This window comes from Reticulibacter mediterranei, from assembly GCF_016587455.1.
This window is the reverse complement of sequence record NZ_BNJK01000001.1, coordinates 319,371-343,409: the sequence shown is the minus strand read 5'-3', so window position 1 is coordinate 343,409 and position 24,039 is coordinate 319,371. Positions and strand designations below refer to the sequence as shown.

Below are 24,039 nucleotides of genomic sequence, written 5' to 3'. Positions count from 1 at the left end.
CCTATGACGGCGCGGATAGAGACATGCAACCGCGCGCCAACCTTTCCGGATATATTCAGTTTATACAGCAGGCCAGTTTTTTATATTCCGGTTTACCGCTTTCAAGGGTCAGTAAATCATGGACAGTCGCATCTCCTGCAAGTACAACCGCTTGACCAGGTTGTCTATTTGCTCGTTTGCCTGCCCTCTCTTCAAGTGCTCGCATTTCATCTGGATTCACGTCAAGGAGCCATGTACCTTCTCTGGCGATTCCTCTGGGAATCACCTCGTATTTCTTTGTATCCAGATTTGCTAAGATGGAAGCAGCCGAATGAAGAGAAACCTCGTGTTCTCCTGAGCGGCCACCGAAAATGAGACCTATACGGATTTTTTGTTTATTTTCCTGTTGCTGGTCATGTCACAGGACCAGGGTTCTTTCTCTATATTTAGACTAGAGCATTGCAAGCATAGTTTCCATCTGCATGCCGCGTGAACCTTTAAGGAGTACGAGATCGCCGGGTCGTACCTCATGCTTGAGGAGATCGGCGGCGACACGTTTGGCGGCTTCTAATTCCGCACTGTTGTTCACGTCAGCGCTAAAATAGTAGGTGTTTTTTTCTGGCATACCCGAGGCGATAGCGCCCTCAACGTAGAAACGGGCCTGCTCACCGATGGCAATTAGATAGTCCACAAGACCTGTCAGAGAGGAGCCGCAAGTGGAGTGTTCGGCGCGTGCGTAGGTACCTAGCTGGAAGATATCGCCCAGAATGGCCCAGCGCTTCCCATTGGGAGCCTGGCTTGTATTGTGCATAGCGCTGACGTTGGCGATAATCGACTGGCGATTGGCGTTAAAGCTATCGTCGATGAGGATACTATTGTTGGGGCCGGGCTTGACTTCGCAGCGCCCTGGTGTGGGTGAGAGATCTTCCAGGGCCGAGGCGATGTCGTCCAGTGACATCTCTGCCGCGCAGCCAGTTGCTGCCGCAGCGAGGGCGATGGTGATACCGTGTTCTCCAGGAAGACGAAGCTGAACGGGCCGCTGTTGATCGTGATAGTGCAGCGTGAAGCTATGCCCGAAGAGGGTATCACCACCGATGTTGCTGGCGCGTACCGTAGCCCCTTCACCTGTGCCATAGTAGAGAATGCGCGCTTGCGTTTTCGCTGCCATAGCGCGAACAAGTTCATCGTCATAGTTGAGAATGGCGAAACCGTCAGGGGTGAGAACCTGCACAAGTTCGCTTTTGGCGATGGCGACGCGTTCCTGTGTGCCAAAGTATTCAAGGTGAGCGGCACCAACAGTGGTAATGATAGACCAGTGGGGGTTGGCGATGGAATTACAGAGCGAGGTTAGCTCGCCAACACATTGAGCGCCCATCTCCAGTACGGCGTAGCGGTGTTGTGGCTCCAGGCGGAGGAGTGTGATGGGATAGCCAAGCTCGTGGTTATATGATGCATAGGTTTTAAGGGTGGGGGCTTTATAGCTGAGCACGGCGGCCACCGCATCTTTTGTGCTTGTTTTACCATTGCTTCCGGTAATGCCTATGCGGACGGTGTCTTTCTGACGTTGAGTGCGTGCGCGTGCTGTGGCGTGAAGGGCAGTAAGAACGTCGGGGACGATGATCTGTAGGAAGTCGGGAGGCACGTCGTTAGCTGGTGTGCTGCAAAGAGCGGCCAGCGCGCCTGCACGAGCAGCAGCAGCAATGAAGTGGTGGCCGTCGCTGTTTGCTCCTTTGCGAGCAATAAAGAGGTCGCCAGGTGTGATCAGGCGGCTGTCATGATGGGCCGAGCGGAAGACCAGAGTGGGATCGAGAGTTGTACTACTCTGGATATAGATCTGATCGGTGTTGCTTTGTAGTATGTCATTGAGAGTGAACATGTATATGATATCCTTTCCAACTCTCCTGGTTTGAGATATAAATTTGCTTGTTACGTGTATGCCGTTTTTAAGGACTCATGCTAGTTTGAGTGCAAATGATTGTTGTGCCTTGATATTTGTGTATCCAATGTGTTTGTAGAATTTATGAGCTTCTTTTCGCTCATCTCCTGATCGGAGTCTTATTTCGTGATAATCGTTTTCTCGCGCCCATTGTTCGGATTTTTTCATCAATTGGAAACCAATTCCCTGTCTTCTAAAGGTTTTATCGACAATCAGGCCGCCAATTTCGGCGTATTCAGCATATAGTAAATGTTTCCCCAAAATGTGGACCCATCCGGCGAGATGATTCTCTGGAATTTCGTACACAAAAATAGCCGCATCTTTGTCAGATATGAAGCGATCAATGAGCGACTTGATTTGCTCTATTGTTGTTGAATAACCAAGTTGGGCTGAAAGCCTTGCGATTTCTTCCGCGTCTGTTTTTTTTTGCCGTTCTAATCATTATCTGTGGCCCGCCCTTTCATCGTCTTTCCCGTTCAATGCAAACGATACCATCCGATCAATCACTTCGGCCAATGGCCGCCCGGCACCCGCCATCATTCGCGGATAACGGCTGTATGAAGTCATACCGGGAAAAGTATTCACCTCGTTAAGCACTACTTTTCCATCTTCCGTCAGGAACGTATCCACCCGCGCAAGTCCCCTACATCCCAGGGCGCGATATATGGCTTTTGCCGTCTGCTGAACGAGCCAGCGCGCCTCTGCCGAAATGTCAGCGGGAACGATTACCGTTGAGTTTGCGGAACCGCTTTCAGGATTATTCTCCTGATGGATTCTGAAGAAGCCATGAGAGAGACGAATTTGATCTACCTCGCCTACAATCAAATCCAGACCGCTCCCGTCTTTAGATTCCAAGATCGCACATCCCACCTCGCTGCCGACGACAACCTCTTCGATCAACACCTTCGAGTCATACTGCCTTGCGGTTTCCACTGCGCTCAGCAATTCTTCTTTTCGAGATATCTTGCTGACGCCGAAAGATGAACCCGAACGGGCTGGCTTTACAACGACGGGATAAGGAAGCTGGTCGGCGTCAATGTCCTCGTTCGCCGTGACAATCCAGAAATTCGGCGTGGGAATTCCCGCGTTTCTAGCGACGAGATAAGCAAGGGATTTGTCCATGCACAGAGCAGAACTCTGGATATCGCACCCTACATAAGGGATGCCGGAAAGCTCCAACAAACCCTGTATCGCACCGTCCTCGCCGAGTTTGCCGTGCAGAACGGGAAGCACCACATCCAGACGGATCGTTTTGTATTGTCCCTCTTCCAGAACAAGCAATCCGTGTACGCTTCTGTCCGGTGACAGCATAGCCGGACGGCAATTGTTGTTTTCCCAATTTTTTCCAATTTCGCCAGGGCCGTCACAAAACTTCCAAGCACCGCTCTTCGTAATCCCAATATAGAACGGTTCATACTTTTCGATATCGAGGTGTTTTGCGATCTCTTGCGCAGATTTAACGGAGATGGGATGTTCTTCGGAACAGCCTCCGAATAGAATTGCGACTTTCAACCTATCCATGCTATTTTCTCCTCTCTAAATGACCATTTTGGTGCTGGGTGGTGTCCCCAGACATGATGGTCTCCTTTCAAATTTCAGGCAATTGATAAGAGTATTTTCAACAGTATCTCTCAGGGCGTGGTCTGTGTAATAGGCGGTGTGCGGAGTAATAAGCACATTCGGTAATTTTTGTAACCGCAACAACAGTTTGCTTTCAATGGGTTTGTTTCTGTAATCAGCGTAGAATATTCCTTCCTCTCCTTCGAGGACATCCAACGCCGCACCGCCTAATCTGCCGCTTTCCAACGCTGGAATAAGAGCCTCGGTATCAAGAAGTGAACCGCGTCCAGTATTGATAATGAATGCGCTGTACTTCATCTGCTCGATACGTTGACGATTCAAGAGGTGGTCTGTGTCCACGTTAAGTGGTGTATGGAGTGTTACAATATCGCTCTGCTGTAACAATTCATCAAGAGGAATGTAATTGGCAGAGGTTTTGGGATGATGGTCATAGGCTACTATGTGGCAGCCAAAGCCCCGCAACCGGTTCATAACTGCTGCGCCAATGCGTCCTGTTCCAATTACCCCAATGGTCATGTCGCGTAATTCTTTCCCGCGTACATCGTTCAATCTGAAATCATGAATATCTGCACGGCTGATAGTGGATTTTGCATTTCGCACCGCCATCAGCATCAGCATTAGTGTGTAATCAGCCACGCTATCAGGCGAATACACGACATTTTCAACAGAGATGCCAACGCTCTGCGCGAAATCTACGTCAATATGGTTACATCCAGTACTTCTTGTGGAGATGTATGCTACGCTGGCTTGACTAAGCGCACGCAGAATGGAATGTGTGATTTGAGTTTTATGACTGACGCTGATGCATCGCTTCCCAAATGCTAGTTCAATATTGGCTTCAGATACCGGTGCCGCTGTGATAGTTGGCATAATGCCAAAGCGAGGCGCCATCTCTCGGAACAAAACGGCCTCGTCCTGCCCGCATCCATAAATTGTAATTCCCATTTTTGTCATGATTTATGCACCCTGTTTCAAGCTTTTTTGCTTACGTTTTAGCCAATCAAAAAACGCTTCATAGACGACCTGCTTCTTAATCTTTGCGATGGTAAGTGTAGCTGTAAGTTGTGAAAATGATATGAAATAACACCATCCCGATAGTTGGATGGTGTCTGAAATTTACAACATCAAGTACGGCTAAATGGAAATTTCATATCATTTTCACACTTAAACGGCATCCTAGTGGATAGAAGAAGCATACGTTTATGGTTAAGGAGCATACGTTTCATGGTTACAGTCGAAAATGGAGTATATCCAGAAATTCCTCTCGACGCCGGTCAGGTTCAAGGGTGGAAAGATATTCCTATCAGAGAGGACGACAGCCTCGATCCATTAATCCCATTAGGGCCATTATCGCAGGAGGCTGAAACTTTAATGACGTCCTCTCTCTATTTTGGTGAACATAGTAACTCGCCTTATGCAGAGAATAGAAATAAATTAGAGGGTAGTTTGCTGACGCTTTTTGCCCGTCAGTCGGTCGTTCATCGTTTATTAGTCGCGGAGCAACTCTTGCCATCTGGTCATCATCTGCTAGTATTCGACGCTTACAGGCCTTATCAGGTGCAGAAATCGCTTCATGATTTCTATCAGCAAAAACTCAGAGAAAAATATCCAGATATGGACAACGAGACACTGGAGTCTGAAACCCAAAAATATGTTTCGCTTCCATCGATGGCTTCGACTCGACCTTCTCCACATAATACTGGTGGGTCGGTAGATGTTGCGATTGTAAAACTTGACCAGGCGCATGAAGAGGAGTTGCTTCAAATCCATTCCCATCTTACCGATGTTCATCTCAATATTGCAAAGCGGGTTGGCATGGAAATGCGGCGATCAGCAACCATGAGACGCCATGCCAAAATGCTCTATTTTGGTACTGCATTCGATCATGGGGGCGAAAAGTCCGCTCTGGCATATTATGAGTCATATTATAAGTCTAAAACTGCCGCCGGGGAGAGCTTGACAGATAAAGATATGCTGGCCTGCAACAATCGTCGATTACTATTCGGGATTATGACGCAGGCTGGCTTCCAGCCCTACTTTGCAGAATGGTGGCACTTCAACGCACCCGAGTCTCAAGCGGGAGCAGCTACTGCCGGACTCGCTTACGCAACCTTTGGGGCTGTGGGTCTTGATGAAAGCAATAGAGCACATGAAAATACACGTCTTAAAATTCGTCAGGAGGCGCTGAGGCTGCAGAGAGAAGGAGATCTGGCTGTTGCGCGAACAGCCCTACAAGTTGAAATCTTGGCTGCCATTCGCGCAACAGGTGACCCAAAACTGGTGGAAGATTGGCCCGCAGAGATTATCGCACCATCAGAAGCCTAGTCCTATCATCCTTACTTGCTGGCGGCATGTAGTGCGGACGGCTCTATAAGTTGAAATCACAGATCTATCTAGAAAATAAAAGATGAGAGGTTGTAGCTTCAAAAATGGAATGGAATACGTTAGTTGGCACATCAGATAATGTGTCCTTATCTGGTAGGTATTGTTTTCCCAGAAAAATCCCTTACTCCGCACAATTTGCCAGTCCTGAACTTATTCATTCGTATGGTCATGAGCATTTTGATGCAAGACAAGATCCACGTTGGCGTGAGTTTGGAGCTGAAGACGTTGAAGAGTATTGTTTTTGGTGTTCTCGGTCTTGCGCAATTGCTTGCTTAAAAATGTGTATTGAAACCCTGACGAGGTCGAAACAACCTCTAAGCATGTTCGAGCTTATTCAGCAAGGTCTTGCTGCTGGTGGATACATCATTCGCCATGAACAGGGCGAGTTAGTCGAGTTCGGATGGATCTATCAACCATTAGTAAATATAGGACAGTCCTATGGCCTCAAGGGACAAGTTTATAAGGCTCTCTCTATTGAGAATATCTGTTCTTTGCTTCTTACAGGTGCGCTCGTTATTGCTTCCGTGAGCGACGAGATTGGTAAACGCAATGACACTCCTATTACCCATAAAGGGGGACATATGGTCCTTGTGCATGGGTTTGAATGGTCAAATCAGGGATGTCAAACGCTTCTGCTTCACAATTCATCTGGAAGATTTCCAGAGCTACAGGAAAATGCCGTGATTCCCTATGACAGATTTGCTGCAGCCTTCGCCGGGAGAGGGTTTGCATTTTGGTCGTCAGATGAGCAAAACGAATGAAGTTCGATTGCGCTATCTCCTCGCTGTTGACAAACGGCACCACCGTTTCATATCATTTTCACAACTTGCAGTTACGCTTATCATTGTAAAGATTAATAAGTTGGTACACGAGGCATATGGAAGTTTTGGTTATTGAAGACGAGGCACTGATTCGTGAGTTTGAAGTGACGTACCTGCGCGGTGCTGGATACGGAACAATCGAGGCGGCAGATGGTCAAACTGCGGTCGAACTGTTTGAGGAGTATAAACCCGATCTCGCAATCATTGATATTAACCTGCCAAAAATGAGCGGGCTAGATGTATGTAAAGCTATCCGAACGACCTCCACCATGCCAATCCTTATAGTCACCGCCCGCGATAGTGATGAAGACGAGGTCAAAGGGCTTTCCATGGGCGCCGACGATTATATCAAAAAGCCATTCAACCCAAACGTCTTAGTTGCACGCGTGCAAGCGCTCCTGCGCAGACACGATAGGACAAGGCGACGACACTTTAAGGGTCTGGTTATCGATCCTGAAACCATGTCGGTGATGAAGGGTGGTAAATCTATCACGCTTACCACGACGCGATTCAACCTCTTGCTGGCGCTTACTTCCCATCCTCGCGCGGTACTTTCAAGGGCGCAACTTGTCAACCAGATTTATAGCGATCCCTCAAGTCATTTTGTCTATGACCGCACCATTGATGCCCACATAAAAGCACTGCGCCAGTCGATTGAGACAGATCCGAAAAATCCACAATTTATAGAAACAGTATTCGGTAGCGGCTATCGCTTCATCGGAGAACCAGAGAAATGATAAGTCTGGATTTCTACTTCTTCCCTTTATATATCTTTACTCTCGCTGTCATCGTCGCTATCATCGTCATGGCCATCCTCGGGCTCTTTAAAAGGAGCCTATTTAACCGGTTAAGCACTCGTATTGCTGCGCTTATACTTGCATCAGGGCCAATTACACTCATTTTAATCCCTGTTTCAAACGAACTTATGCGTAGGGCATTCCTGAATGCTTTTACTACAAAAGGGTCCTTGGCTGCGCTTGCTATATATGTGCTGATTGCGCTCGGCACTCCCATCGTACTTGGTTTGCTTGCGGCGCGTTTCGTACGGCGGCCGTTGCGCCAATTTAACGAGGCCATAGCCTCCCTGGAACAAAGCAATTATAAAGTCCAGCTACGGTCAATGGGCATTCGTGAATTTGACGAAGCCTTTATGAGGTTCAACAATCTTATACATCGATTACGGCACGAGGAAAAGCTCCGCAAAGACCTGGTTTCAGATACCTCGCACGAGCTGAATACGCCACTGACTACGATGATCGGGCAACTCACTGCTATGCATGAAGGCAAATATCCTCTGACGGAGGAACGAGTAGCCATCCTAAAGGAACAGGCTGAACGGCTTGCGGAGCTAGTACGGCAGTTGGATGCATATACAAAAGCCCGCATGCCTGATACTGGTGAACCCGAAGATATACACTTGAGACAGTTCTGTGAGGAGTTCATTAATCACTTTAGCCTCGATCTCAAGCGAAAAGGAATAACTGCGAAGCTGCATATCGCAGAGGACTATATAATCTATGCAAACCGTGGCGCACTTCAACAGATTCTTACGAATCTCATGCAAAATACTTTGCGTTATTCACAGGCGGCAGAAGTCACCATTGAAGCCGCTGCACACAAACTTTTGTTTTCAGACAACGGCAAGGGTGTACCGGCCAAAAGCCTACCCTATCTGTTCGAACGTTTTTACAGAGTAGATAAGTCTCGCAGCAGAACAACAGGTGGCCTTGGACTCGGCTTAGCAATTGTAAGAGAATTAGCCGAGAGCCAAGGTTGGGCTATAACCGCCGTAGCAGGTCACCCTGGCTTAATGTTCGTACTAAAAATCAGTGCATAGTTATCGTATCCAGCGACCTGGAGCAATGAAATCTATCAAATGTTTAGTCGTTCCTATAATAACCCAAAAGTTGAGAATGTTGAAATATTTCTATAAATCTGCGTGGTTTCAGTTCTGACGCTTCCCCAATTTTCTCCTCTTCTTTCTGCTGCGACATATAACATGTAGGATGCGCGTATAAAAGGGCAATAGGTACGCTTTGCTATTTGTGTGATTTGCAATGTATTCATATATGACTTGTTTTTCTCTTTCTGTTTGATGTTATGGCTACTGGACCACTACCGTGAGCTCCATTCCTACATGAACGGTACAGTAGAGGTGAAAAGTGCCGGCGGTTGTGAAGGGGCCAATAGATGCTGAGCTGTTGCTAGCAATTTGTACATTATTTACTGCGGGCGCGCCCGCCTCTTTAGCTGGCTGTGCGGTAGCTTTTTTCCAGGTTCCATTGGCGATAATCTGCGTGGTAAAGGTATCGGCAATCAGAGTGATGCTCTCGCCTTTTTTAATTGTGACAGTAGACTGTGTAAAGGCGGTATCGCTCATATGCACAGTGCCGGGTGCATTACTGGTTGCCCCACTAGTGCTACAAGCGGTGAAAGTAAAAAGGACGACACTACATAAGAACAAAATGAGGAGTGCTTTCTTCTGCATAGTTTTTCCCCTTAGCGTTGCTAGTGGTAAATAACCTGAAACACTGATGGTTTTTGTGTAAATTTGCTCTCTTCATGGGCCTCAACGAGCGAAGTTGACATGGCCTGCAAGGTAGTGATCGTAACCCGTTAGATCAATATCGTTTAGCTAGCATCTCAAGCTCATCCATGTGATCTGACTCGTCACAGAAAATTTGCAGCAGCAAATGATCAGTTTTATTCACGCCGTCTGCTGGCTGCAACAGCTTTGCTCACTTTCAGGATGAAGACGTACGTAAATCTGTTCTAGAACTTCCCAAACAACCTACGATAGCGGATTATGACTGACGCTTTTCAAAGATGACTTCAGGATAGCGTGTCGTTGGCCCATTAAGCAGCGCTTCCGACTTGCCTTTGAAGTATTTGTCAAAGAATGCTACTGAATACGCATTGACGATCTCATGCGCCCGCTGGCTCCCAATCGGACCGCTGAGGCCGACGGTCGGCAACAGCGGCGAGAGAAAGCCAGCGTCAGTGAAATCGACGTGGAACGTGCCGGGTATCTGCACGAAGTAGCCATCTGCTGGCAAGCTGCTATACACCTCGCGCATCGTGGTCTGAGTTTGCACGATAACGTTCTCTGTCCAGTCGCTCGCTTTTTGCCGTCCTTCGAGCCGCATAGAACCAGCAGGTCGAGTCATCCACATGGCTGGCTGTCGTAAGCCCGAATGCACCACATCAGCGGGCATCGCCACATCTTCGAGCAGGCTGGCTTTGATGCGTGGATCTGATCTGCTGGCCTCGGCACCCACCATACCACCGGCCGAGAACCCAAACACACCGATATGCTCTAGATCTAGCTTCCCGGTCAGGATGCCCTTCGAGTCTCTCGTATTGAGGGCTGCAAGCTGATCAAGCGTGAAGCTGACATCCTGTGCGAAATAGGGGATAATCCCGTCCTTGAACGTCTGGCCGTTGAACTGCGGCGCTTCTCCGGCTGGACTGATACTCTGGTCAACCAGGGCATTCACCTGAGGGAGCAGCCCGGTTAAGGCTATTTGATGTCCATCTGGGAACACCACCGTTGCGGCAACTCCTGGCTGATCGATGCCTACGACGATGTAGCCGTGGGAGACCAGCTTCTCCACTTGAAAGGTGAGCATCTGACGATAGCCTCTTTCAAGCAGGCAGCCTTCACCAAGACTGCGCTGGCCTATTTACTCGACAGACACCCGTGGGACCGGTCTACTCATCAAGTGGACTGCTAGCAGAGCGATCCAACTGCAACTGCCAATAATGCCAATCCGTTCAATGAGTCCTGCTGGTCCGTTCAACGCGCCGGTGAGGAAGAAGAAGACATCAGAGGCGGCGACCAACAGACCAGTGGCAACCGTATACCAGGTCCAGCTGCGCCTAGCAAGATCGGCAGCATCGCGTCGTGCCAGCACGAAGCAGGCCGCACTCAGTGAGATAAACTGAAGCTGGCCACAGAGATCATGAAGGATTCCGTGAACGGTGAGCGCGCTTGACGCTCCGGGTGGGTAACCCAGCACCGGGTCGGTCACGAAGATCCCGGCTCCGATGAAGGTGAGGCCATAGATGCCGAGCAGGATGGGTCCCCAGGTGGAACCACGTCCGGTGCAAAGGCGCAGCCTGAGCCCGATGGCAAAAGCGAGCAGCAGCGCTCCGGTGACGATGTAGTTGCTGATTTGCATCCACCCACCCACTCCTAGTTCGAGGTTGCTGTCGGGGATGCGCCAGGGGTTATAGCCAGGACGTGTGGCCCCAAGGACGAGAATCACCACCGTATTGAGTAGCGGACCAATGGCCCCGCACGCCAGCAGCAGTTGCATCACCACCGACCGCGCAGACTGCGAACCAGCGCTGTGTGTTGAGATTTTCATGTGTTGTTCTCCTTGCTTCAATCGTCGATGGACTGGTACGTCAAGGTCCAGAAATCACGGAAGATATCGGGCGCCATGACAACATGCTGCGTGAGCAGAATGCCTACCAGATCTTCTTTGGGGTCGGAAAACCAGGAGGTGCCCATGCTACCATCCCAGCCATAGCGGCCTGGCACCGAGGCAAGATCATCCCGTCTGGTCACCATCGAAAGACCAAAGCCCCAACCATGCGTCGCGAAAAAGCCGGGAAGCAGAGGCAGGCTGGAGACCGCTTTCTGTGCGGGCGTCAACTGGTCGGTGGTCATCGCCTCAACCGAGAACCGCGAGAGGATACGCTCGCTGCCACGCTCGCGATACCGGCCCTGGTTGAGCAGCATCTGAGCGAAGGCCAGATAGTCATCGATGGTCGAGACCAGCCCATCGGCACCGGACGGGAAGAGGGGAGGATGGCTCCATCGGCTCTGCTCAACCCCGTCAAAGAGTTGGAGGGTCCCGCTCCCCGGGTTGAGGACGTAACAGCTTGCCAGCCGGTCAAGCCTATCAGCAGGAACGCTGAAACCGGTGTCCTTCATGCCCAGAGGCTCGAAGACCCGTTCGCGCAAGAAAGTCTCCAACGGCTGACCAGAGACGCGGGCGATCAGCACACTCAACACATCGGCCCCGGTCCCGTAGAGCCACCGCTCCCCGGGTTGGGCCATGAGCGGCAGCCTGCCCAGACGATGGATCCACGTATCAGGATCAAGCTCTAGCTGGCGTCGAGGCGGCTTCATGCCGATCTCAAGCTCGGCGGCAGCCTGCAGGATGGGAGACGCTTCTGTCGGGGTCAACAGCAGTCCAAAGCCCATGGTAAAGGTAAGCAGATCACGCACGGTGATGGGACGGTGCGCAGACACCGTCTCATCGAGCGGTGCGTCGATGCGCTTGAGCACCTTGCGGTTCGCCAGTTCGGGCAGCCACTTCTGGACCGCATCATCCAGGCGTAATTTGCCTTCCTCTGCCAGGATCATGGTCGCCACCGCTGTGATGGGCTTGCTCATGGAGGCGATACGGAAGATCGTGTCGCGTCGCACCGGGTCAGGAGCCTCGAGCGACTTTGTGCCCACGGCATCGACGTGAATTTCGCCGTGTCGGCTCACCAGCGTAACCATGCCAGGCACCTCACCGCGCTCCACATAGCCCGTCATGCTCGTGCGCAAACGGTCCAGCCGCGCCCTGGACAAACTTCCTGTTTTCATCATCTCTTTCCTCCTAGTTCTTATGTTCATATGTTTTGACTCCTTATCAAGGACGACAAAGGGTGAAGACAGCAGCGCTTCTACCACATCGAGCCTAGTGCTTGAGGCGCTCGACGAGGCGATCAACCACCGGTTTGGCTTCGGGGATTGGCGCAAACATGAACAGATGGGCCAGGCCCTCTTTCTCAATGAATTCCAGATCAACGCCTTCGGCTCGTGCTCGTTCCCGCAACAGGAGGGTATCGGGAAGGAAAAGCTCATCTGTCCCGACAGCTATGAGCAGAGGACCAATCCCAGCGAGGGAGCCATGAATGGGGCTGAGCACTGGAGATGCTGGATCATCACCTCCTGCCCACCAGCGCGCTGCGACCAGCAATCCGGCAGAAGTGAGCGTGGGATCGGAGCGATCTCGTTGGCGGATGGCAGGATTTTGGAGCGCGAGGTCCACCCAGGGAGACAGTAAGAGGGTCTGCTTTGGATGGGGGAGCCCTTGCGCGACCACCTGTTGTACCAACGACAGCGCCATCCCAGCACCGGCTGAATCACCCATGATGGTCAGATTCTCTGGATGCAGGGTGTCACATAGATGCTGGTAGAGAGCAAACAGCCAGGGATAGGTGTCTCGATAGGTATGTTCAGGCACCAGAGGGTAGAGCGGAACCGTGGCGGTCACATCGCTCCGATTGATCAGGGTGGAAAGCCATTGCCAGCGCTGAGGAACCATCTCGCCATGATAGCCACCTCCATGCAAGTAGAGCACATGCCCATTGGCCCCCTTCTCGGAGAAAGGTCGCAGAGTATAGCATGTTATCCCCTGCCAGGAGTCCTTCTCGATCTGGCAGGCACGCTGCACGCTTGGTGGAGGGTCGCCTTTTTCCTTTTTTCTCGCACGGGCAATGTGTTGACGTAAGGTCTGTTCTGAGGCATAGATTGGCTTGCGGATGAGCCGCAGAAGCGCTTTCACAAGCACGTTTTGGATGCTCATCTTTTTCGATAGACAAGGTCATTCTCGCGAACGACTTGCCATCTCCTTTCTCACAATGATCTCGGTTTAGCCATCTCATTCATACTCCTCGCAAGCGGACGGACTTGAATGAGATGGCTACGTTTGAAGAAGTCCGATGGCTTGCCCCCAAACTGGAAGCGGTCCATTGTTGGTGAAGACGAGGTGATCTCTTTAAGAGGCTTGGACCGTTTCCTTGCCTGTGGCCTTTTTCTGTTTGATTTGTATGTATTGTTTACATGTTCTCTCGATGAGGATAACAGCGGTCGCCCCAACTAGCAGATGAGCTACCTGGATCAGCCAGTGGAAATCTCCCACGAGAATCAGCATCTGGGTCGCACCAAACACTGGAACAATGAGGGCAAAGACAACTGCAATGACTCCCAACGCTCTGGGCCTCCCGGTGAATACGGCAACGCTCCCTGCGGTCAGCAGTGCAAGAGTGACCAATACACCAAAGAGCATATGAATCTCAAGAAAGCTAATATGAAAAAACCAGCGCAGCAACCCAAGTGTGACTGCTCCTATCCCGGCAAGCTGTCCTGCCCACATAAGGATTCGCATAAAAAGTGACATAGAAAACTCCTTTCACACTCCTCAGTCTAAGCGCTTTTGCTTGCGTCGCCATCAGGTATTTCTCGATTGTAATTTCGCCGGGCAGGGCGCCAAAAATACTATCGTAATACGATCGTAGAATGCACGGTGTCCCTGGCAGAGACTCATGGTATACTTGGGAGAGGTGTAGGCATGTCCCACCAGCACTCGCGGCACAGCACGCGATGCCAGGCACCATTTTTGAGGAGAGCATCATGAACGCATCGCAAATAAAGCAACCACTGCGCCGCCTGTTTCTGATATGGATGATCCTGGTCTATTTCTGGGAACTCCTCTTGCTCTCAAACCTCCCGAAACACGTGGACACGTGCCTGTATGGGTCGCCGCCGAAGAACTTCTGCATGCTTCCAGAGGCTCTTGCTTTCACCCTGCAAGCCATCAATCCCTGGCAGTTTCTCATGTTCACCGCCCTCATGCTCTTGTATGGTGGGGGACTCTGGATGAGCCTGGGAGGGTGGCTTCCCCATCGCTTTTCCTGGCTCTACTTTCTGCTGCAAGGCGGCCTTGTATTGCTGCTGAGTTTGGTAACACAGGGAAACAACGTGGTGAGTAATCTCTATCTGGTCCTCGCGCTACAGGCCCTCAGCCTCTCTCGTCAGACACGCTTCGTCCTGGCGGTGGCTGGTGGAGTTCTGCTCCTCTTCAGCTTGAGCCTTCTCTGGAATTCTTGGACATGGGAGTATGGAGATTGGGGTAACTTTCTGGTCAGAGTAGCGAGCGGAACCGACTATACTGCGCTGCTGCCATTCGTCGTCGGCTATCTGATCTTGTATGCGCAACAGATTCGCTCACATACGCAGCTTGCAACTGCTCATGTAGAACTGGAGAAGACCCATAGGCAACTCCAGGAGGCGACGGCGCAACTTGAAGAACTGACCCTGAGAGCGGAACGCCAGCGTATGGCGCGCGAACTCCACGACACCTTAGCCCAAAGCCTGGCTGGATTGATCCGCCAACTTGATATTGCCAACCTGCATCTGGCACATCAACGTCCTGAGCAGGCGCAGGCGATTGTCCAGGAAGCTTCAGCCTCGGCTCGTGAAGCCCTCACGACAGCCCGTAGTGCGATCGATGATTTACGGAGCACCACTGCGACTCCAAGTGAGCTCATCGAGATGATACAAGAAGAGATCGAGAGCTTTATCACGGCGACAGGTATACCTTGCGCCGCAGATCTGGAGGCGCTTGAAGCATTGCCGCTACCATTATACGAACACGTATGCAGAGCAATCGCTGAAGGACTGACGAATATCGCTCGCCATGCTCAGGCCCATCGAGCCTGGATTTGTACAGCAGAGAATGAACATGTGCTCACCATCGATATTCATGATGACGGCATCGGCTTTTCTCCTCCTGAGGTGCCAGCTCAAACAGGCCACTATGGGCTTCTGGGTTTACGTGAGCGCATGCGTCTCGTTGGAGGACAGATGGAGGTTAGCAGTGCAAAAGGGGCAGGAACCTTACTTCACCTCCAGTTTCCTATATCTTACGAGGAGGCACTGAGATGAGCAAGGAGATTCGTGTCGTCATTGCTGATGATCACCCGCTGATGCGCAAAGGGTTGCAGATGACGTTTCAGGCCGTCTCCGATGATTTTACTCTCGTGGGGGAAGCTGCGGATGGCGCTTCTGCCTTGCGCCTGGTTGAAGAACTCCAGCCTGATGTCGTCTTGATGGATATCCGTATGCCAGGCATGGATGGGTTGGAAGCTCTGGAACAGATTCGCCATGCCTGGCCCCGGATCGCTGTGGTCATCCTGACAACGTATAACGATGACGAATTGGTTCTGCGTGGATTGCAGGCGGGTGCCTGTGGCTATTTGCTCAAGGATTGTGACCTTGACACCTTGCTTGATGCCATTCGGACTGCGGCAAGAGGGGACACACTTTTGCAGTCTGGGACCGTTAGACGTCTTCTCCAGGCGTTGCCACGCACGACGGTAAAAGCCTCGCCTCCCCGCAATCCTGGCCCCTTTGAACTGACGGAACGGGAACGAGAGGTGCTGGCGGGAGTCGCATGCGGCGAACGCAATAAAGAGATTGCCGCTCGTTTAGGACTGACGCGGCGCACCGTAGATACCTATCTGAGTAATATCTTTCTGAAACTGGGGGTAGACTCCCGCGCATCTGCCGTTGCTGTGGCTCTTGAACGTGGGTTCCTGCCACAGCAACGGGAAGCGACGATGATGAACAGCGACAACAGACGAAACGGATAAAGGAATAAGTGGTATTGTCAATTTGTCCATAGGAATGGAGATAATCGAACCACGCGTCGATGTGTGTACCCGTATACGCTTAGTCGCTCAAGGTAGCCCTGAGTCGATGGCGAACATGTATCTCGGGTACTTTGCCGCCAGCAGGCAAGGCGAGTTTGCCAACGTCGACCCAACACTTGCTCGCCTCATTGGCCGACCACCATTGGCGCTGCGGAATGTTCTCAAGGCTACGCTTCCAACGGGAAGGTAATGCTTCCCATTCCCCGATATGTCAAAAAACGTGCATATCGGGAGACAAAGCTTGCGAGGCTTGTGTTTCGTCTCTTTGCTCTCGTTGAAGGATGTCCTGTTCGATCAGGATATCTACCACATCGAGCCGCAGGCCGCCTTGAACTCCTCTGTGCTCTCTCACTTGCGTGCAGCCAGGAGGGCCTGCATTTTGTCCTGAGGCTGTAACGTCAAGGTACGCCGTGTTTGTCCAGTACAGGAGGTTCGACCGGGGCAGACCTTGTACAATAGGCAACCTTATGGTGCGGTGCGAACAAGCTGGACACAAACGCGGAGGTTGGTACTGGTGGGCCTACCGCAAACATAAGGGGAAGCCTCATCAGGTTCTCTATGGGCAAAGCATAGGATCGGCTTAAAAACATCGCTGCACATCTCGCTGCATCGTGCATGCCCGACCAGGAGCAAGCTTACCACTCCACAACAGGGGTCGTAAGGCAGCCAACAAGAGTGTCCTGTCCCTGGTGTCCAGCAAGCTTGCTCTCGACGGTTACGCGCCAGTTACGAGCGGTTCTAGCTGATCATTTTATGAGTGCTACGACAGCATTCATCTGCTCCTGAAAAAACGATGTCACAGCGATATCTGAGTGCCATCACTTCGTTGGTACAGCACGACCACAGGAATGCGAGATGTGAGTCGTGCTGACAGAGTATATATATATCCTATTTGTTATTCCCAACTATCCAGCCCTATCAGCTTGCGGCCCAGTGCTGTAAGTTGAGCTGGTTCGCGCTGCTCTTCTATTTTTCGTGAATCACCAGGGAAATAGCGCGACTGTGGCGGTGTGTTGTTGCGCCAACTGCTAATACGCTGTGTGCGTATCGCAGTGTTTTGCTCTTGCGCAGGTGACATCGTGATATATTGGGCCAGGCGGGGCCGATCAGAATCGTTGTACCCATTGCCATGAGGCAGCAGAACATGCCAGATGATCATATCGCCGGCCTTAGCTGGAACTTTCGTGACCGAGTAACCGGTGAGATCTGGCTTCCTGTTCGCTTTCTGGTCCTCTGGCAGGCTGGCAAACCGCTCAGGAAGATCCCGGTATAATTCCGGCACACAGATAAAACCTCCCATGTTCTCGTCGGTATCGGTTAGTGCCAGAACTCCCTGCACCTGAAAAGGAATGGTGGGATATTTCCCTATGTCTGTGTCCCAGTGAATAAACCCCGTTGGATTATAATCGGGGTAGCGAACATCGGCTGGCGGCTTGAGATTGGCACGATCAAGGCTGACCCACAGTTTCTCAGTACCAAAAATATCGCTGAAGACCCGATGCACATTGGGATGTTGCCGGTTGTTCCACATCGATTGGTAATGGTACATCTCTATCATACCAGCGTATCTTATACGCTCCGGTTGATACCAGCTCTCACGCTCATCAGGCATAGCTCCGGTGTGCATCCAAATATCGGCAACAAGCGCCTCCAGATTCTCCCTGGGTATCACGTTTGGTACCACCACATACCCACGCTCCTCTAATTGACGACGTAAAGCGGAATGAATATCAGCAGTCATGCATGATCTCCCTTCATAGCAATGCCTTCAAACAGATTGAGAAAAGAAGTCCAACATCTTCTCTCTACCAATCTCACAACAGGATACAGTATATCATGCTGCACGTATGGGCTCTTGGACATATTCGGTGTGCTCTCTGGCTAAAAATTAAAACTCATCAACTGCCTTGTAACGTTTCTCATCATTGACTTCACTCCATACATATCATATTCTCTTCAAGAAGTATTGGAGACACTGATAAAGTGTTGAAGTACTTTCAAGGAAAAAATGTATGCTGGATACAATGAGAAATGGAGCCCGTAGAACATGGCAGACTTTCATGAGTTGTTAAAAAAGCGGATTGTCTATGAGCTTCCTGGGATGGAACGATGTAACGTCGTGAAGAACCGCGTTTACAAAACGGTGGAAGAGAAAGATCTCCTGCTGGATATCTACTATCCTGCGGACATGCTGGATGGTGAACAGCGCCCAGCCGTCGTTTGTGTGCATGGTCTAGGACCTGCCGAATTCGTAGAACATATCAAAGACAGTGGGCAATATGTCTCATGGGGACAGGCAATCGCTGCCAGTGGGTTGATTGCCGTCACGTTCAATCATCGCTCTCCTGATGAGCATACCTCTCTCAGAGACGTTGGCACCGACGTTGATGAACTCGTGGTGCACGTGCGTCAACAGGCTCCCCAGTTGCAGATTGATAAAGAAAGACTGGCTATCTGGGCCTGCTCTGCCGGTGTGCCTCTTGGTATCCGCTCGGCGTTGCGTGGGACGCCCTCATTTGTGAAGTGCCTGGTTGCCTATTATGGGCCACTCGACTTAGAGCCATTTAAAGTTCGTTGGCATTTGACAGAGGATGAGATTCGTGAATTTTCAGCAACGACCTATCTGGAGGAGGCAGCGTCAAAGCTGGCCCCAATGTTGATTACCAAAGCTGGCCTCGATTTCCCTGGCCTCAATGTGACCACCGATCACTTCATCAAAGAGGCAAGTGCGAAGAACGTGACGCTCGATTTTATGACCCATCCAGGCGGGCAACATGCTTTTGATGTCCTGGATAACGTTGCACGTTCACGTGAGATCATTCAAAGGACGCTTGCGTTCCTGAAAACCTCCCTAATCAGTTCATCTAGCCTGCGCGTCTAAACGAGCAGACGAGCGTCGAGGTGAATGGAGCAACACACGCCATTGTAACAGCGAGAAACCAGCTTGCCCATACGAACTGCGTTTGATCCACTTTACTTTGTTGATGAACCCTTCAACCATCCCGTTGCTCCACGACTCGCTGCATCCATGCGCGACAGCCTCAGCATCGTCTGCGAGCCCATCGACAAAGCTCATCAGTTCTGCGAGGTCACTGGCCCGCACTGCTGATTTCCATTGTTCCAGACACTCCTGCCCCTCGCGCTTGCGTATGAGGTTGCCAAAGTCCTGCGTGAGCTTGAACACGACTGCGATGGTCTCGTTGCTCTGTATGAGCTGATCCAGATAGGCTGCTTGCTCTCTCGTACGATTTTGTGCTGGCCTCACCATCATAAGAGCAACGCCTCTGGAGGAAGGAGGCTTGTCCCAGATGACTATCTGCTTGGAAGGCACGTTCCCGCTAAATCACCGCTTGCTTCTTATAAAATGGCTCCACAAGCGAGTTTAACATACTCGCCTTCAGTATGAGCGCGTTCTGCAAAAGTGTTCACAAGCACATTCATCCATGACCAACTGCCATAACCCGCTGCCAACCTCAGCCGCATCATTTCCTTGACGTACAAAAGTGTTCGTCAATTCGCAGAGGCAGATTGGTAGTGACTGAAACTGCTTACGGAGCAACTATAGACCATTTCTTCAGAAAAAACAAGTGAGACAGGTGTTTGCTCAGGGCTTTCCAGTTCTCCGCTCAAAGGGGTGCAGGGTCTCCCTGCCGGGGTCTGGGGTGTCCCCAGTTTCCTTCCCTCCTTCGCGCGCCGTCGCAGGCGGCGCGCAAAAGAGAAGAAAAAAGGTTTTTGCGGGGACACCCCGCACCCCGGCAGAGGGCTGCCGCCCTCTGCACTCCCGCTAGATGGGAGAATTGGAAAGCCCTGGGTGTTTGCTGGAAGGCTCTTTTTAAAATCTGTAAGTTTTTGCTTGATGCATGTTTCCTGGAAGGAATATTCACTTCCCAAGGTTGACTCACCATTGTGCTTGCTTCACCTCTTTCGTGCTCAGTCCACCTATCACGGAACATGAGGCAATGCACCTGGAGGCTGTTAGTGACTCGATTTCGAAAACTGCTCAAGGACTGGAAAACATGTGTCATCTCGAATTTGATACTGCTGGCGAAATGTTGGGACCAAAGAATACAGGATGACAGCTTTGGTAGGATAGAGGAGAGTATTCAGGCGAGAGAGCCGATCCTGATGAGGATTGGCTCTGCGATCAGAGAGAAGGAAGAAAGCTATGTCCATGCAACCTCATCGCATTGATCCCGTGCCAGCAGAAACCGCTCATGTGGCTCGCGCCGCCTTTCGCAAAGGGAATCTCTACCTCCGTCTTCGTGATGAGTTGGGCAGCCTGTATGCCGATGAGCAGTTTGCCGATCTATTCGCTCGGCGAGGGCAGCCTGCTGAGGCCCCTTGGCGTCTCGCTTTGGTGTGTGTCTTTCAATTTCTGGAAGATCTCTCGGATCGGCAAGCAGCCGATGCGGTCCGCAGTCGTATCGACTGGAAATATGCGTTAGGGCTGGAATTAACGGACGAAGGCTTCGACGCCTCGGTCCTGTGTGAATTTCGGGCACGTTTGCTGGTTCATGAAGCAGAGCAACGCCTCTTTGAGCACCTGGTGGAGCAGTTGCAACAACGTGGCTGGATCAAAAAGCGAGGAGTCCAACGCACCGACTCAACCCATGTGTTGGCGGCAGTGCGCCGCCTCAATCGCTTGGAACTCTTAGGGGAAATACTCAGAACCGTGCTCAATGCTCTTGCCGAGCAAGAGGGGGAGTGGCTCAAACAATGGGTGCCAATCGCCTGGTTTGAGCGCTACAGCCAACGTGTAGAAGAGTGGCGTTGGCCGGGAGCCAAAGGGCACCAAGAACAGGTCATGGATCAGATTGGTCAAGATGGGCTGCGCTTGTTGATAGAGGTGTGGAGCGAGTCTGCCCCACAGTTGTTGAAAAGCTTGCCTGAAGTCGAGGGCTTACGAAAAATGTGGGTGCAGCAATTCTTTTGAGATGAGGGTCGCTTGCGTTTGCGCAACAAAGATGATTTACCTCCTGCTCATCTCACCATTCGATCCCCCCATGATCATGAAGCCCATTATGGTCACAAGCGAGACTTGAGTTGGTTTGGATACACGGTCCACTTTAGCGAAACTTGTGATGAAGAGTTGCCTCATCTGATCACCCATGTCACCACGACGGATGCCACCGAAACCGATATCGAACATACCGAGGCGATCCAGCAAGCGCTGGCTTCGGCCGAGCGGTTGCCAGGGACCCATCTGATGGATGCTGGATACGTGGACGCTGAACGGCTCATCAGTAGCCAGCAGCGCTATGAGGTGACCTTGATTGGACCAGTCAGTCGCAACAATCAGTGGCAAGCCAAAGCCGCACAGGGCTATGATCTGGCCTGTTTTCAGATCAATTGGGAGGCCCGGCAAGCGACTTGCCGACAAGACAAGCAGAGCGTGAAATGGACCGAGCGCAAGGACCAACATGGACATCCGAAAGTCGCTATCCGCTTTGGCTTACAGGATTGTCGTGACTGTCCTGCTCGTGCCCTCTGCACGTGTTCGGCTCGCGCCCCGCGTATTCTGGCCGTTCGTCATCAAGCCGAGTACGAAACGTTGCGACAGGCTCGAAGCCTCCAACAAACGGAGGAGTTCCGCTAGTTGTATGCGCAGCGATCAGGCATTGAAGGGACCCATTCTCAGGCGGTGCGGACACTTGGTTTGCGCCGGACGCGCTATCGAGGCTTAGAGAAGACGGCTTTGCAGCATATGTTGACTGCTGCTGCTATTAATCTGGTCCGTCTTGATGCTTTTCTGGACGGGAAAAGGGCGACAAGAACGCGGACCTCGCGCTTTGCCGCCCTCCATCCAGCTTTAGCCAGTGAGTGGTACCCCTCATTCGCCAGCGGTATCAAGTTTGGGATGACTCATGTTTTTTGTTGCATCTTCGCCAGAATAACAGTATAATTTGTTTGCATTTTGCAAACAAATGATGCTACAGTGAGTGCATCAAACGAAAAAATAGGAGCACATCATGATTCTCATTCCTGGAGCAACTGGCCTGACCGGTACGGCACTCGTTCACGAATTCCGAAAACACCATGAGCGAGTACACATACTCACAAGGGACGCAAAGCACGCGACCATGTTTGAAGATGATCCGAACATTGAAATTGCAGTCGGCGATATGCTCAAGCCAGAGACACTTGATGACGCATTCAAAAGCGTAGACAAAGCCGTGCTTTTATCGACGGCGGACCCGGTAGCAATGGCCGAAACGCAGATAGCATTTATCAATGCTGCCAAAAAGGCGGGTGTACGACATATCGTGAAGCTGTCCTGCCTCAATCCAGATAAAAAGAGTCCGGCCCGCTTTTTACGCATGCATGCCGAGATCGAGAAACACCTCGAAGATTCCGGCCTGACATGGACGCATATTCGCCCAGCCCACTTCATGCAAATGTATCTGCTCGATGCGCCGACAGTTATCGCGCAGGACGCATTCTTCAATCCTCTGGGTGATGCGTTCATCGCACCAATCGATGTGTACGATCTCGTCAAAGTATTCTATGTCGTGCTGACAACTGGAGGTCATGAAGGCAAAATGTATGAGCTAAGCGGGCCTGACTCGATGACGATGAACGATATTGCGGAGCTGTTTTCCAAGGCGCTTGGGAGAACGATCCATTACGTCAACGTCACCCTTGAACAGGAGCGACAGCAACTCGTCTCATTCGGTATGCCGGAGCAGTTGGCGGATGCAGTGAACGAACTGTACAGTGAGCGATGCAAGGGCTCTGAGTCGAAAGTTCTCCTTGAGACACAGAAACTGTTTGGTATCCGGCCAACTCCATTTGCCGAATTTGTTGCACAGCATGTGGAAATATTTCAGGGGATTCAAACTGCTCACTCATAACATCGATCATTCGGTTTGATAGACAAGAATCAGCCCGACATTGAGGAGGGCTGATTCTTCAGCGGGATCGAGTGTTTCCATCCTTTTCAACCATAGCAAAGGAACAAAGGGGATGAGAGGTCTGCATCCAACAAAACAGGAGTTCCAAATGCAAAAGAATCAACTCAGGTCTTCCTGTCCTATTAACTTCGCACTTGAGATCTTCGGGGATAAGTGGACGCTGCTTATTGTGCGCGACATTGTCTATGCCGGCAAAAGGACTCACGGGGAATTCTTGAAATCAGACGAGCATATTGCGACGAATATCCTGGCTGACCGTTTAGCACGGCTTGAATGCCAAGGAATTCTCACGAAGGCTGCCGATCCAAAGGATAAGCGCCGCGAGATTTTTTCTTTAACGGAGCAAGGTTTAGCGCTTATTCCGTTACTGCTCGACCTCCAGTCATGGAGCAATGTCTTTGGGCCAGTATACATTGGCCGGAGCGCGACTCTTGAGGCTGCGCTCAAAAAGGACAGAGAACAAGTGATATCAGATATAACTGACAGCATACGACATGGCGGCTTTCTGTTCGCGAACGCAGAGTGGTTTCCACCTCGGAAGGCGCAAAAGCAATGAGGTAATCCAATCCAGGGAGGGTGAGAGTCTGTTCGTAATGCCCACGGATTGCGTAACGAGGCATAACCTGTAGCACATCGGCATTCTTCTCGACTTTTGTTCTGAGGCAAGGTTAATGATGGTCTTCTTTACACTTCCTTACTTGAGCTTAGCTCGTTGCGCAACCCGTGGGAAGACCCACCTTATGTGGCCATTATATTCCAAAAAATGTGACAGTTTGACCTTTTCAGTTCACTCTTTGAGGCGAGCGCAATCTTCCTGCACTGCACATTTGCGCTCCTCTCTCTCGAAAGCCGGAAGATGCCATCTTTCCTTCTTCCTCTGCACAATCGGGACAGGCATCGGGACAAAACCGGGACAATGCCTCATGAC

23 protein-coding genes and 2 pseudogenes are annotated in these 24,039 nt (G+C 51.1%); 12 read left to right on the top strand and 13 right to left on the bottom strand.

Annotated features, from left to right (window positions below; translation table 11 throughout):
- Positions 1 to 55 precede the first annotated feature (55 nt).
- The 5 genes and pseudogenes from K3T83_RS01690 to vanH form a co-directional block, all read right to left on the bottom strand.
- Complete coding sequence (locus K3T83_RS01690; RefSeq protein ID WP_236065095.1) at positions 56 to 352, bottom strand: hypothetical protein; 297 nt, start codon at positions 350 to 352, stop codon at positions 56 to 58.
- Between the two features lie 78 nt (positions 353 to 430).
- The gene (locus K3T83_RS01685; RefSeq protein WP_220201257.1) at positions 431 to 1,855 is read right to left on the bottom strand and encodes a UDP-N-acetylmuramoyl-tripeptide--D-alanyl-D-alanine ligase; all 1,425 of its coding nucleotides are present in this window, start codon (positions 1,853 to 1,855) and stop codon (positions 431 to 433) included.
- A gap of 75 nt (positions 1,856 to 1,930) precedes the next feature.
- Positions 1,931 to 2,326 (bottom strand): annotated as a pseudogene (locus K3T83_RS01680) (GNAT family N-acetyltransferase); the annotation flags it as partial.
- 30 nt (positions 2,327 to 2,356) lie between these two features.
- Positions 2,357 to 3,436, bottom strand: a complete 1,080-nt coding sequence (vanA, locus tag K3T83_RS01675; protein ID WP_220201256.1) for a D-alanine--(R)-lactate ligase — start codon at positions 3,434 to 3,436, stop codon at positions 2,357 to 2,359.
- A gap of 15 nt (positions 3,437 to 3,451) precedes the next feature.
- Positions 3,452 to 4,450, bottom strand: coding sequence for a D-lactate dehydrogenase VanH (vanH, locus tag K3T83_RS01670; RefSeq protein ID WP_220201255.1), 999 nt, complete (start codon positions 4,448 to 4,450; stop codon positions 3,452 to 3,454).
- Between the two features lie 270 nt (positions 4,451 to 4,720).
- Between vanH and K3T83_RS01665 the strand changes: the two genes are divergently transcribed.
- The 4 genes from K3T83_RS01665 to K3T83_RS01650 all read left to right on the top strand — a co-directional run bounded on the left by K3T83_RS01665 (position 4,721) and on the right by K3T83_RS01650 (position 8,539).
- A complete protein-coding gene (locus K3T83_RS01665) occupies positions 4,721 to 5,821 on the top strand; it encodes a M15 family metallopeptidase (RefSeq protein WP_220201254.1) in 1,101 nt (366 codons plus the stop codon).
- 104 nt (positions 5,822 to 5,925) lie between these two features.
- Positions 5,926 to 6,642 (top strand): cysteine peptidase family C39 domain-containing protein, encoded by a 717-nt coding sequence (locus K3T83_RS01660; protein ID WP_220201253.1) that lies wholly within the window; start codon positions 5,926 to 5,928, stop codon positions 6,640 to 6,642.
- Positions 6,643 to 6,758: 116 nt separating this feature from the next.
- Positions 6,759 to 7,439, top strand: coding sequence for a response regulator transcription factor (locus K3T83_RS01655; protein WP_220201252.1), 681 nt, complete (start codon positions 6,759 to 6,761; stop codon positions 7,437 to 7,439).
- A complete protein-coding gene (locus K3T83_RS01650) occupies positions 7,436 to 8,539 on the top strand; it encodes a sensor histidine kinase (protein ID WP_220201251.1) in 1,104 nt (367 codons plus the stop codon). The genes K3T83_RS01655 and K3T83_RS01650 overlap by 4 nt, the downstream gene beginning before the upstream one ends.
- Positions 8,540 to 8,806: 267 nt before the next feature.
- Here K3T83_RS01650 and K3T83_RS01645 read toward each other — a convergent pair whose 3' ends face one another.
- The 6 genes from K3T83_RS01645 to K3T83_RS01620 all read right to left on the bottom strand — a co-directional run bounded on the left by K3T83_RS01645 (position 8,807) and on the right by K3T83_RS01620 (position 13,886).
- Positions 8,807 to 9,190: a cupredoxin domain-containing protein gene (locus K3T83_RS01645; RefSeq protein ID WP_220201250.1), complete on the bottom strand. Its 384-nt coding sequence runs from the start codon at positions 9,188 to 9,190 to the stop codon at positions 8,807 to 8,809.
- Between the two features lie 316 nt (positions 9,191 to 9,506).
- Positions 9,507 to 10,331 carry an alpha/beta hydrolase family protein gene (locus K3T83_RS01640; protein WP_220201249.1) on the bottom strand — a complete coding sequence of 275 codons (825 nt, stop codon included), beginning with the start codon at positions 10,329 to 10,331 and terminating at the stop codon, positions 9,507 to 9,509.
- Positions 10,332 to 10,385: 54 nt separating this feature from the next.
- Positions 10,386 to 11,072, bottom strand: a complete 687-nt coding sequence (locus K3T83_RS01635) for a DUF998 domain-containing protein (RefSeq protein WP_220201248.1) — start codon at positions 11,070 to 11,072, stop codon at positions 10,386 to 10,388.
- 17 nt (positions 11,073 to 11,089) lie between these two features.
- Positions 11,090 to 12,337 carry a serine hydrolase domain-containing protein gene (locus K3T83_RS01630; protein ID WP_236064780.1) on the bottom strand — a complete coding sequence of 416 codons (1,248 nt, stop codon included), beginning with the start codon at positions 12,335 to 12,337 and terminating at the stop codon, positions 11,090 to 11,092.
- Between the two features lie 64 nt (positions 12,338 to 12,401).
- Positions 12,402 to 13,292, bottom strand: a complete 891-nt coding sequence (locus K3T83_RS01625; protein WP_220201247.1) for an alpha/beta hydrolase fold domain-containing protein — start codon at positions 13,290 to 13,292, stop codon at positions 12,402 to 12,404.
- Positions 13,293 to 13,484: 192 nt separating this feature from the next.
- Positions 13,485 to 13,886 (bottom strand): hypothetical protein, encoded by a 402-nt coding sequence (locus K3T83_RS01620; protein ID WP_220201246.1) that lies wholly within the window; start codon positions 13,884 to 13,886, stop codon positions 13,485 to 13,487.
- A gap of 233 nt (positions 13,887 to 14,119) precedes the next feature.
- Here K3T83_RS01620 and K3T83_RS01615 point away from each other — a divergent pair, with 233 nt between their 5' ends.
- The 3 genes from K3T83_RS01615 to K3T83_RS01605 all read left to right on the top strand — a co-directional run bounded on the left by K3T83_RS01615 (position 14,120) and on the right by K3T83_RS01605 (position 16,390).
- Entirely contained in the window at positions 14,120 to 15,433 is a 1,314-nt protein-coding gene (locus K3T83_RS01615) for a sensor histidine kinase (protein WP_220201245.1), read from the top strand.
- Positions 15,430 to 16,140, top strand: coding sequence for a response regulator transcription factor (locus K3T83_RS01610; RefSeq protein WP_220201244.1), 711 nt, complete (start codon positions 15,430 to 15,432; stop codon positions 16,138 to 16,140). Before K3T83_RS01615 ends, K3T83_RS01610 begins: the two co-directional genes overlap by 4 nt.
- A gap of 106 nt (positions 16,141 to 16,246) precedes the next feature.
- Positions 16,247 to 16,390 (top strand): hypothetical protein, encoded by a 144-nt coding sequence (locus K3T83_RS01605; protein ID WP_220201243.1) that lies wholly within the window; start codon positions 16,247 to 16,249, stop codon positions 16,388 to 16,390.
- A 705-nt stretch (positions 16,391 to 17,095) separates the two neighbouring features.
- Here the strand turns inward: K3T83_RS01605 and K3T83_RS01600 are convergent.
- Positions 17,096 to 17,941, bottom strand: a complete 846-nt coding sequence (locus tag K3T83_RS01600; RefSeq protein ID WP_220201242.1) for a phytanoyl-CoA dioxygenase family protein — start codon at positions 17,939 to 17,941, stop codon at positions 17,096 to 17,098.
- Between the two features lie 306 nt (positions 17,942 to 18,247).
- On the opposite strand from K3T83_RS01600, the gene K3T83_RS01595 reads away from it, so the two are divergent.
- Positions 18,248 to 19,081, top strand: a complete 834-nt coding sequence (locus tag K3T83_RS01595; RefSeq protein ID WP_220201241.1) for an alpha/beta hydrolase — start codon at positions 18,248 to 18,250, stop codon at positions 19,079 to 19,081.
- Here the strand turns inward: K3T83_RS01595 and K3T83_RS01590 are convergent.
- Positions 19,061 to 19,471 (bottom strand): transposase, encoded by a 411-nt coding sequence (locus K3T83_RS01590; protein ID WP_373324390.1) that lies wholly within the window; start codon positions 19,469 to 19,471, stop codon positions 19,061 to 19,063. The genes K3T83_RS01595 and K3T83_RS01590 overlap by 21 nt on opposite strands.
- An 894-nt stretch (positions 19,472 to 20,365) precedes the next feature.
- Here K3T83_RS01590 and K3T83_RS01585 point away from each other — a divergent pair.
- The 4 genes and pseudogenes from K3T83_RS01585 to K3T83_RS01565 all read left to right on the top strand — a co-directional run bounded on the left by K3T83_RS01585 (position 20,366) and on the right by K3T83_RS01565 (position 23,667).
- Entirely contained in the window at positions 20,366 to 21,133 is a 768-nt protein-coding gene (locus tag K3T83_RS01585) for a transposase (RefSeq protein WP_220201240.1), read from the top strand.
- A 273-nt stretch (positions 21,134 to 21,406) separates the two neighbouring features.
- Positions 21,407 to 22,102, top strand: a pseudogene (locus K3T83_RS56080) (transposase).
- Between the two features lie 67 nt (positions 22,103 to 22,169).
- On the top strand, positions 22,170 to 23,051 hold the full coding sequence (locus tag K3T83_RS01570) for an SDR family oxidoreductase (protein ID WP_220201237.1): 882 nt from the start codon (positions 22,170 to 22,172) through the stop codon (positions 23,049 to 23,051).
- Positions 23,052 to 23,199: 148 nt separating this feature from the next.
- Positions 23,200 to 23,667 (top strand): winged helix-turn-helix transcriptional regulator, encoded by a 468-nt coding sequence (locus tag K3T83_RS01565; RefSeq protein WP_220201236.1) that lies wholly within the window; start codon positions 23,200 to 23,202, stop codon positions 23,665 to 23,667.
- The last annotated feature ends 372 nt before the right edge of the window (positions 23,668 to 24,039 follow it).

Bases quoted from the DNA above. Each gene is read 5' to 3' on its own strand.
- K3T83_RS01685 (WP_220201257.1), bottom strand. From the start codon at position 1,855: ATGTTCACTCTCAATGACATACTACAAAGCAACACCGATCAGATCTAT.
- vanA (WP_220201256.1), bottom strand. From the start codon at position 3,436: ATGGATAGGTTGAAAGTCGCAATTCTATTCGGAGGCTGTTCCGAAGAA.
- vanH (WP_220201255.1), bottom strand. From the start codon at position 4,450: ATGACAAAAATGGGAATTACAATTTATGGATGCGGGCAGGACGAGGCC.
- K3T83_RS01665 (WP_220201254.1), top strand. From the start codon at position 4,721: ATGGTTACAGTCGAAAATGGAGTATATCCAGAAATTCCTCTCGACGCC.
- K3T83_RS01660 (WP_220201253.1), top strand. From the start codon at position 5,926: ATGGAATGGAATACGTTAGTTGGCACATCAGATAATGTGTCCTTATCT.
- K3T83_RS01655 (WP_220201252.1), top strand. From the start codon at position 6,759: ATGGAAGTTTTGGTTATTGAAGACGAGGCACTGATTCGTGAGTTTGAA.
- K3T83_RS01650 (WP_220201251.1), top strand. From the start codon at position 7,436: ATGATAAGTCTGGATTTCTACTTCTTCCCTTTATATATCTTTACTCTC.
- K3T83_RS01645 (WP_220201250.1), bottom strand. From the start codon at position 9,190: ATGCAGAAGAAAGCACTCCTCATTTTGTTCTTATGTAGTGTCGTCCTT.
- K3T83_RS01640 (WP_220201249.1), bottom strand. From the start codon at position 10,331: ATGCTCACCTTTCAAGTGGAGAAGCTGGTCTCCCACGGCTACATCGTC.
- K3T83_RS01635 (WP_220201248.1), bottom strand. From the start codon at position 11,072: ATGAAAATCTCAACACACAGCGCTGGTTCGCAGTCTGCGCGGTCGGTG.
- K3T83_RS01630 (WP_236064780.1), bottom strand. From the start codon at position 12,337: ATGAACATAAGAACTAGGAGGAAAGAGATGATGAAAACAGGAAGTTTG.
- K3T83_RS01625 (WP_220201247.1), bottom strand. From the start codon at position 13,292: ATGAGCATCCAAAACGTGCTTGTGAAAGCGCTTCTGCGGCTCATCCGC.
- K3T83_RS01620 (WP_220201246.1), bottom strand. From the start codon at position 13,886: ATGTCACTTTTTATGCGAATCCTTATGTGGGCAGGACAGCTTGCCGGG.
- K3T83_RS01615 (WP_220201245.1), top strand. From the start codon at position 14,120: ATGAACGCATCGCAAATAAAGCAACCACTGCGCCGCCTGTTTCTGATA.
- K3T83_RS01610 (WP_220201244.1), top strand. From the start codon at position 15,430: ATGAGCAAGGAGATTCGTGTCGTCATTGCTGATGATCACCCGCTGATG.
- K3T83_RS01605 (WP_220201243.1), top strand. From the start codon at position 16,247: ATGGCGAACATGTATCTCGGGTACTTTGCCGCCAGCAGGCAAGGCGAG.
- K3T83_RS01600 (WP_220201242.1), bottom strand. From the start codon at position 17,941: ATGACTGCTGATATTCATTCCGCTTTACGTCGTCAATTAGAGGAGCGT.
- K3T83_RS01595 (WP_220201241.1), top strand. From the start codon at position 18,248: ATGGCAGACTTTCATGAGTTGTTAAAAAAGCGGATTGTCTATGAGCTT.
- K3T83_RS01590 (WP_373324390.1), bottom strand. From the start codon at position 19,471: ATGATGGTGAGGCCAGCACAAAATCGTACGAGAGAGCAAGCAGCCTAT.
- K3T83_RS01585 (WP_220201240.1), top strand. From the start codon at position 20,366: ATGTCCATGCAACCTCATCGCATTGATCCCGTGCCAGCAGAAACCGCT.
- K3T83_RS01570 (WP_220201237.1), top strand. From the start codon at position 22,170: ATGATTCTCATTCCTGGAGCAACTGGCCTGACCGGTACGGCACTCGTT.
- K3T83_RS01565 (WP_220201236.1), top strand. From the start codon at position 23,200: ATGCAAAAGAATCAACTCAGGTCTTCCTGTCCTATTAACTTCGCACTT.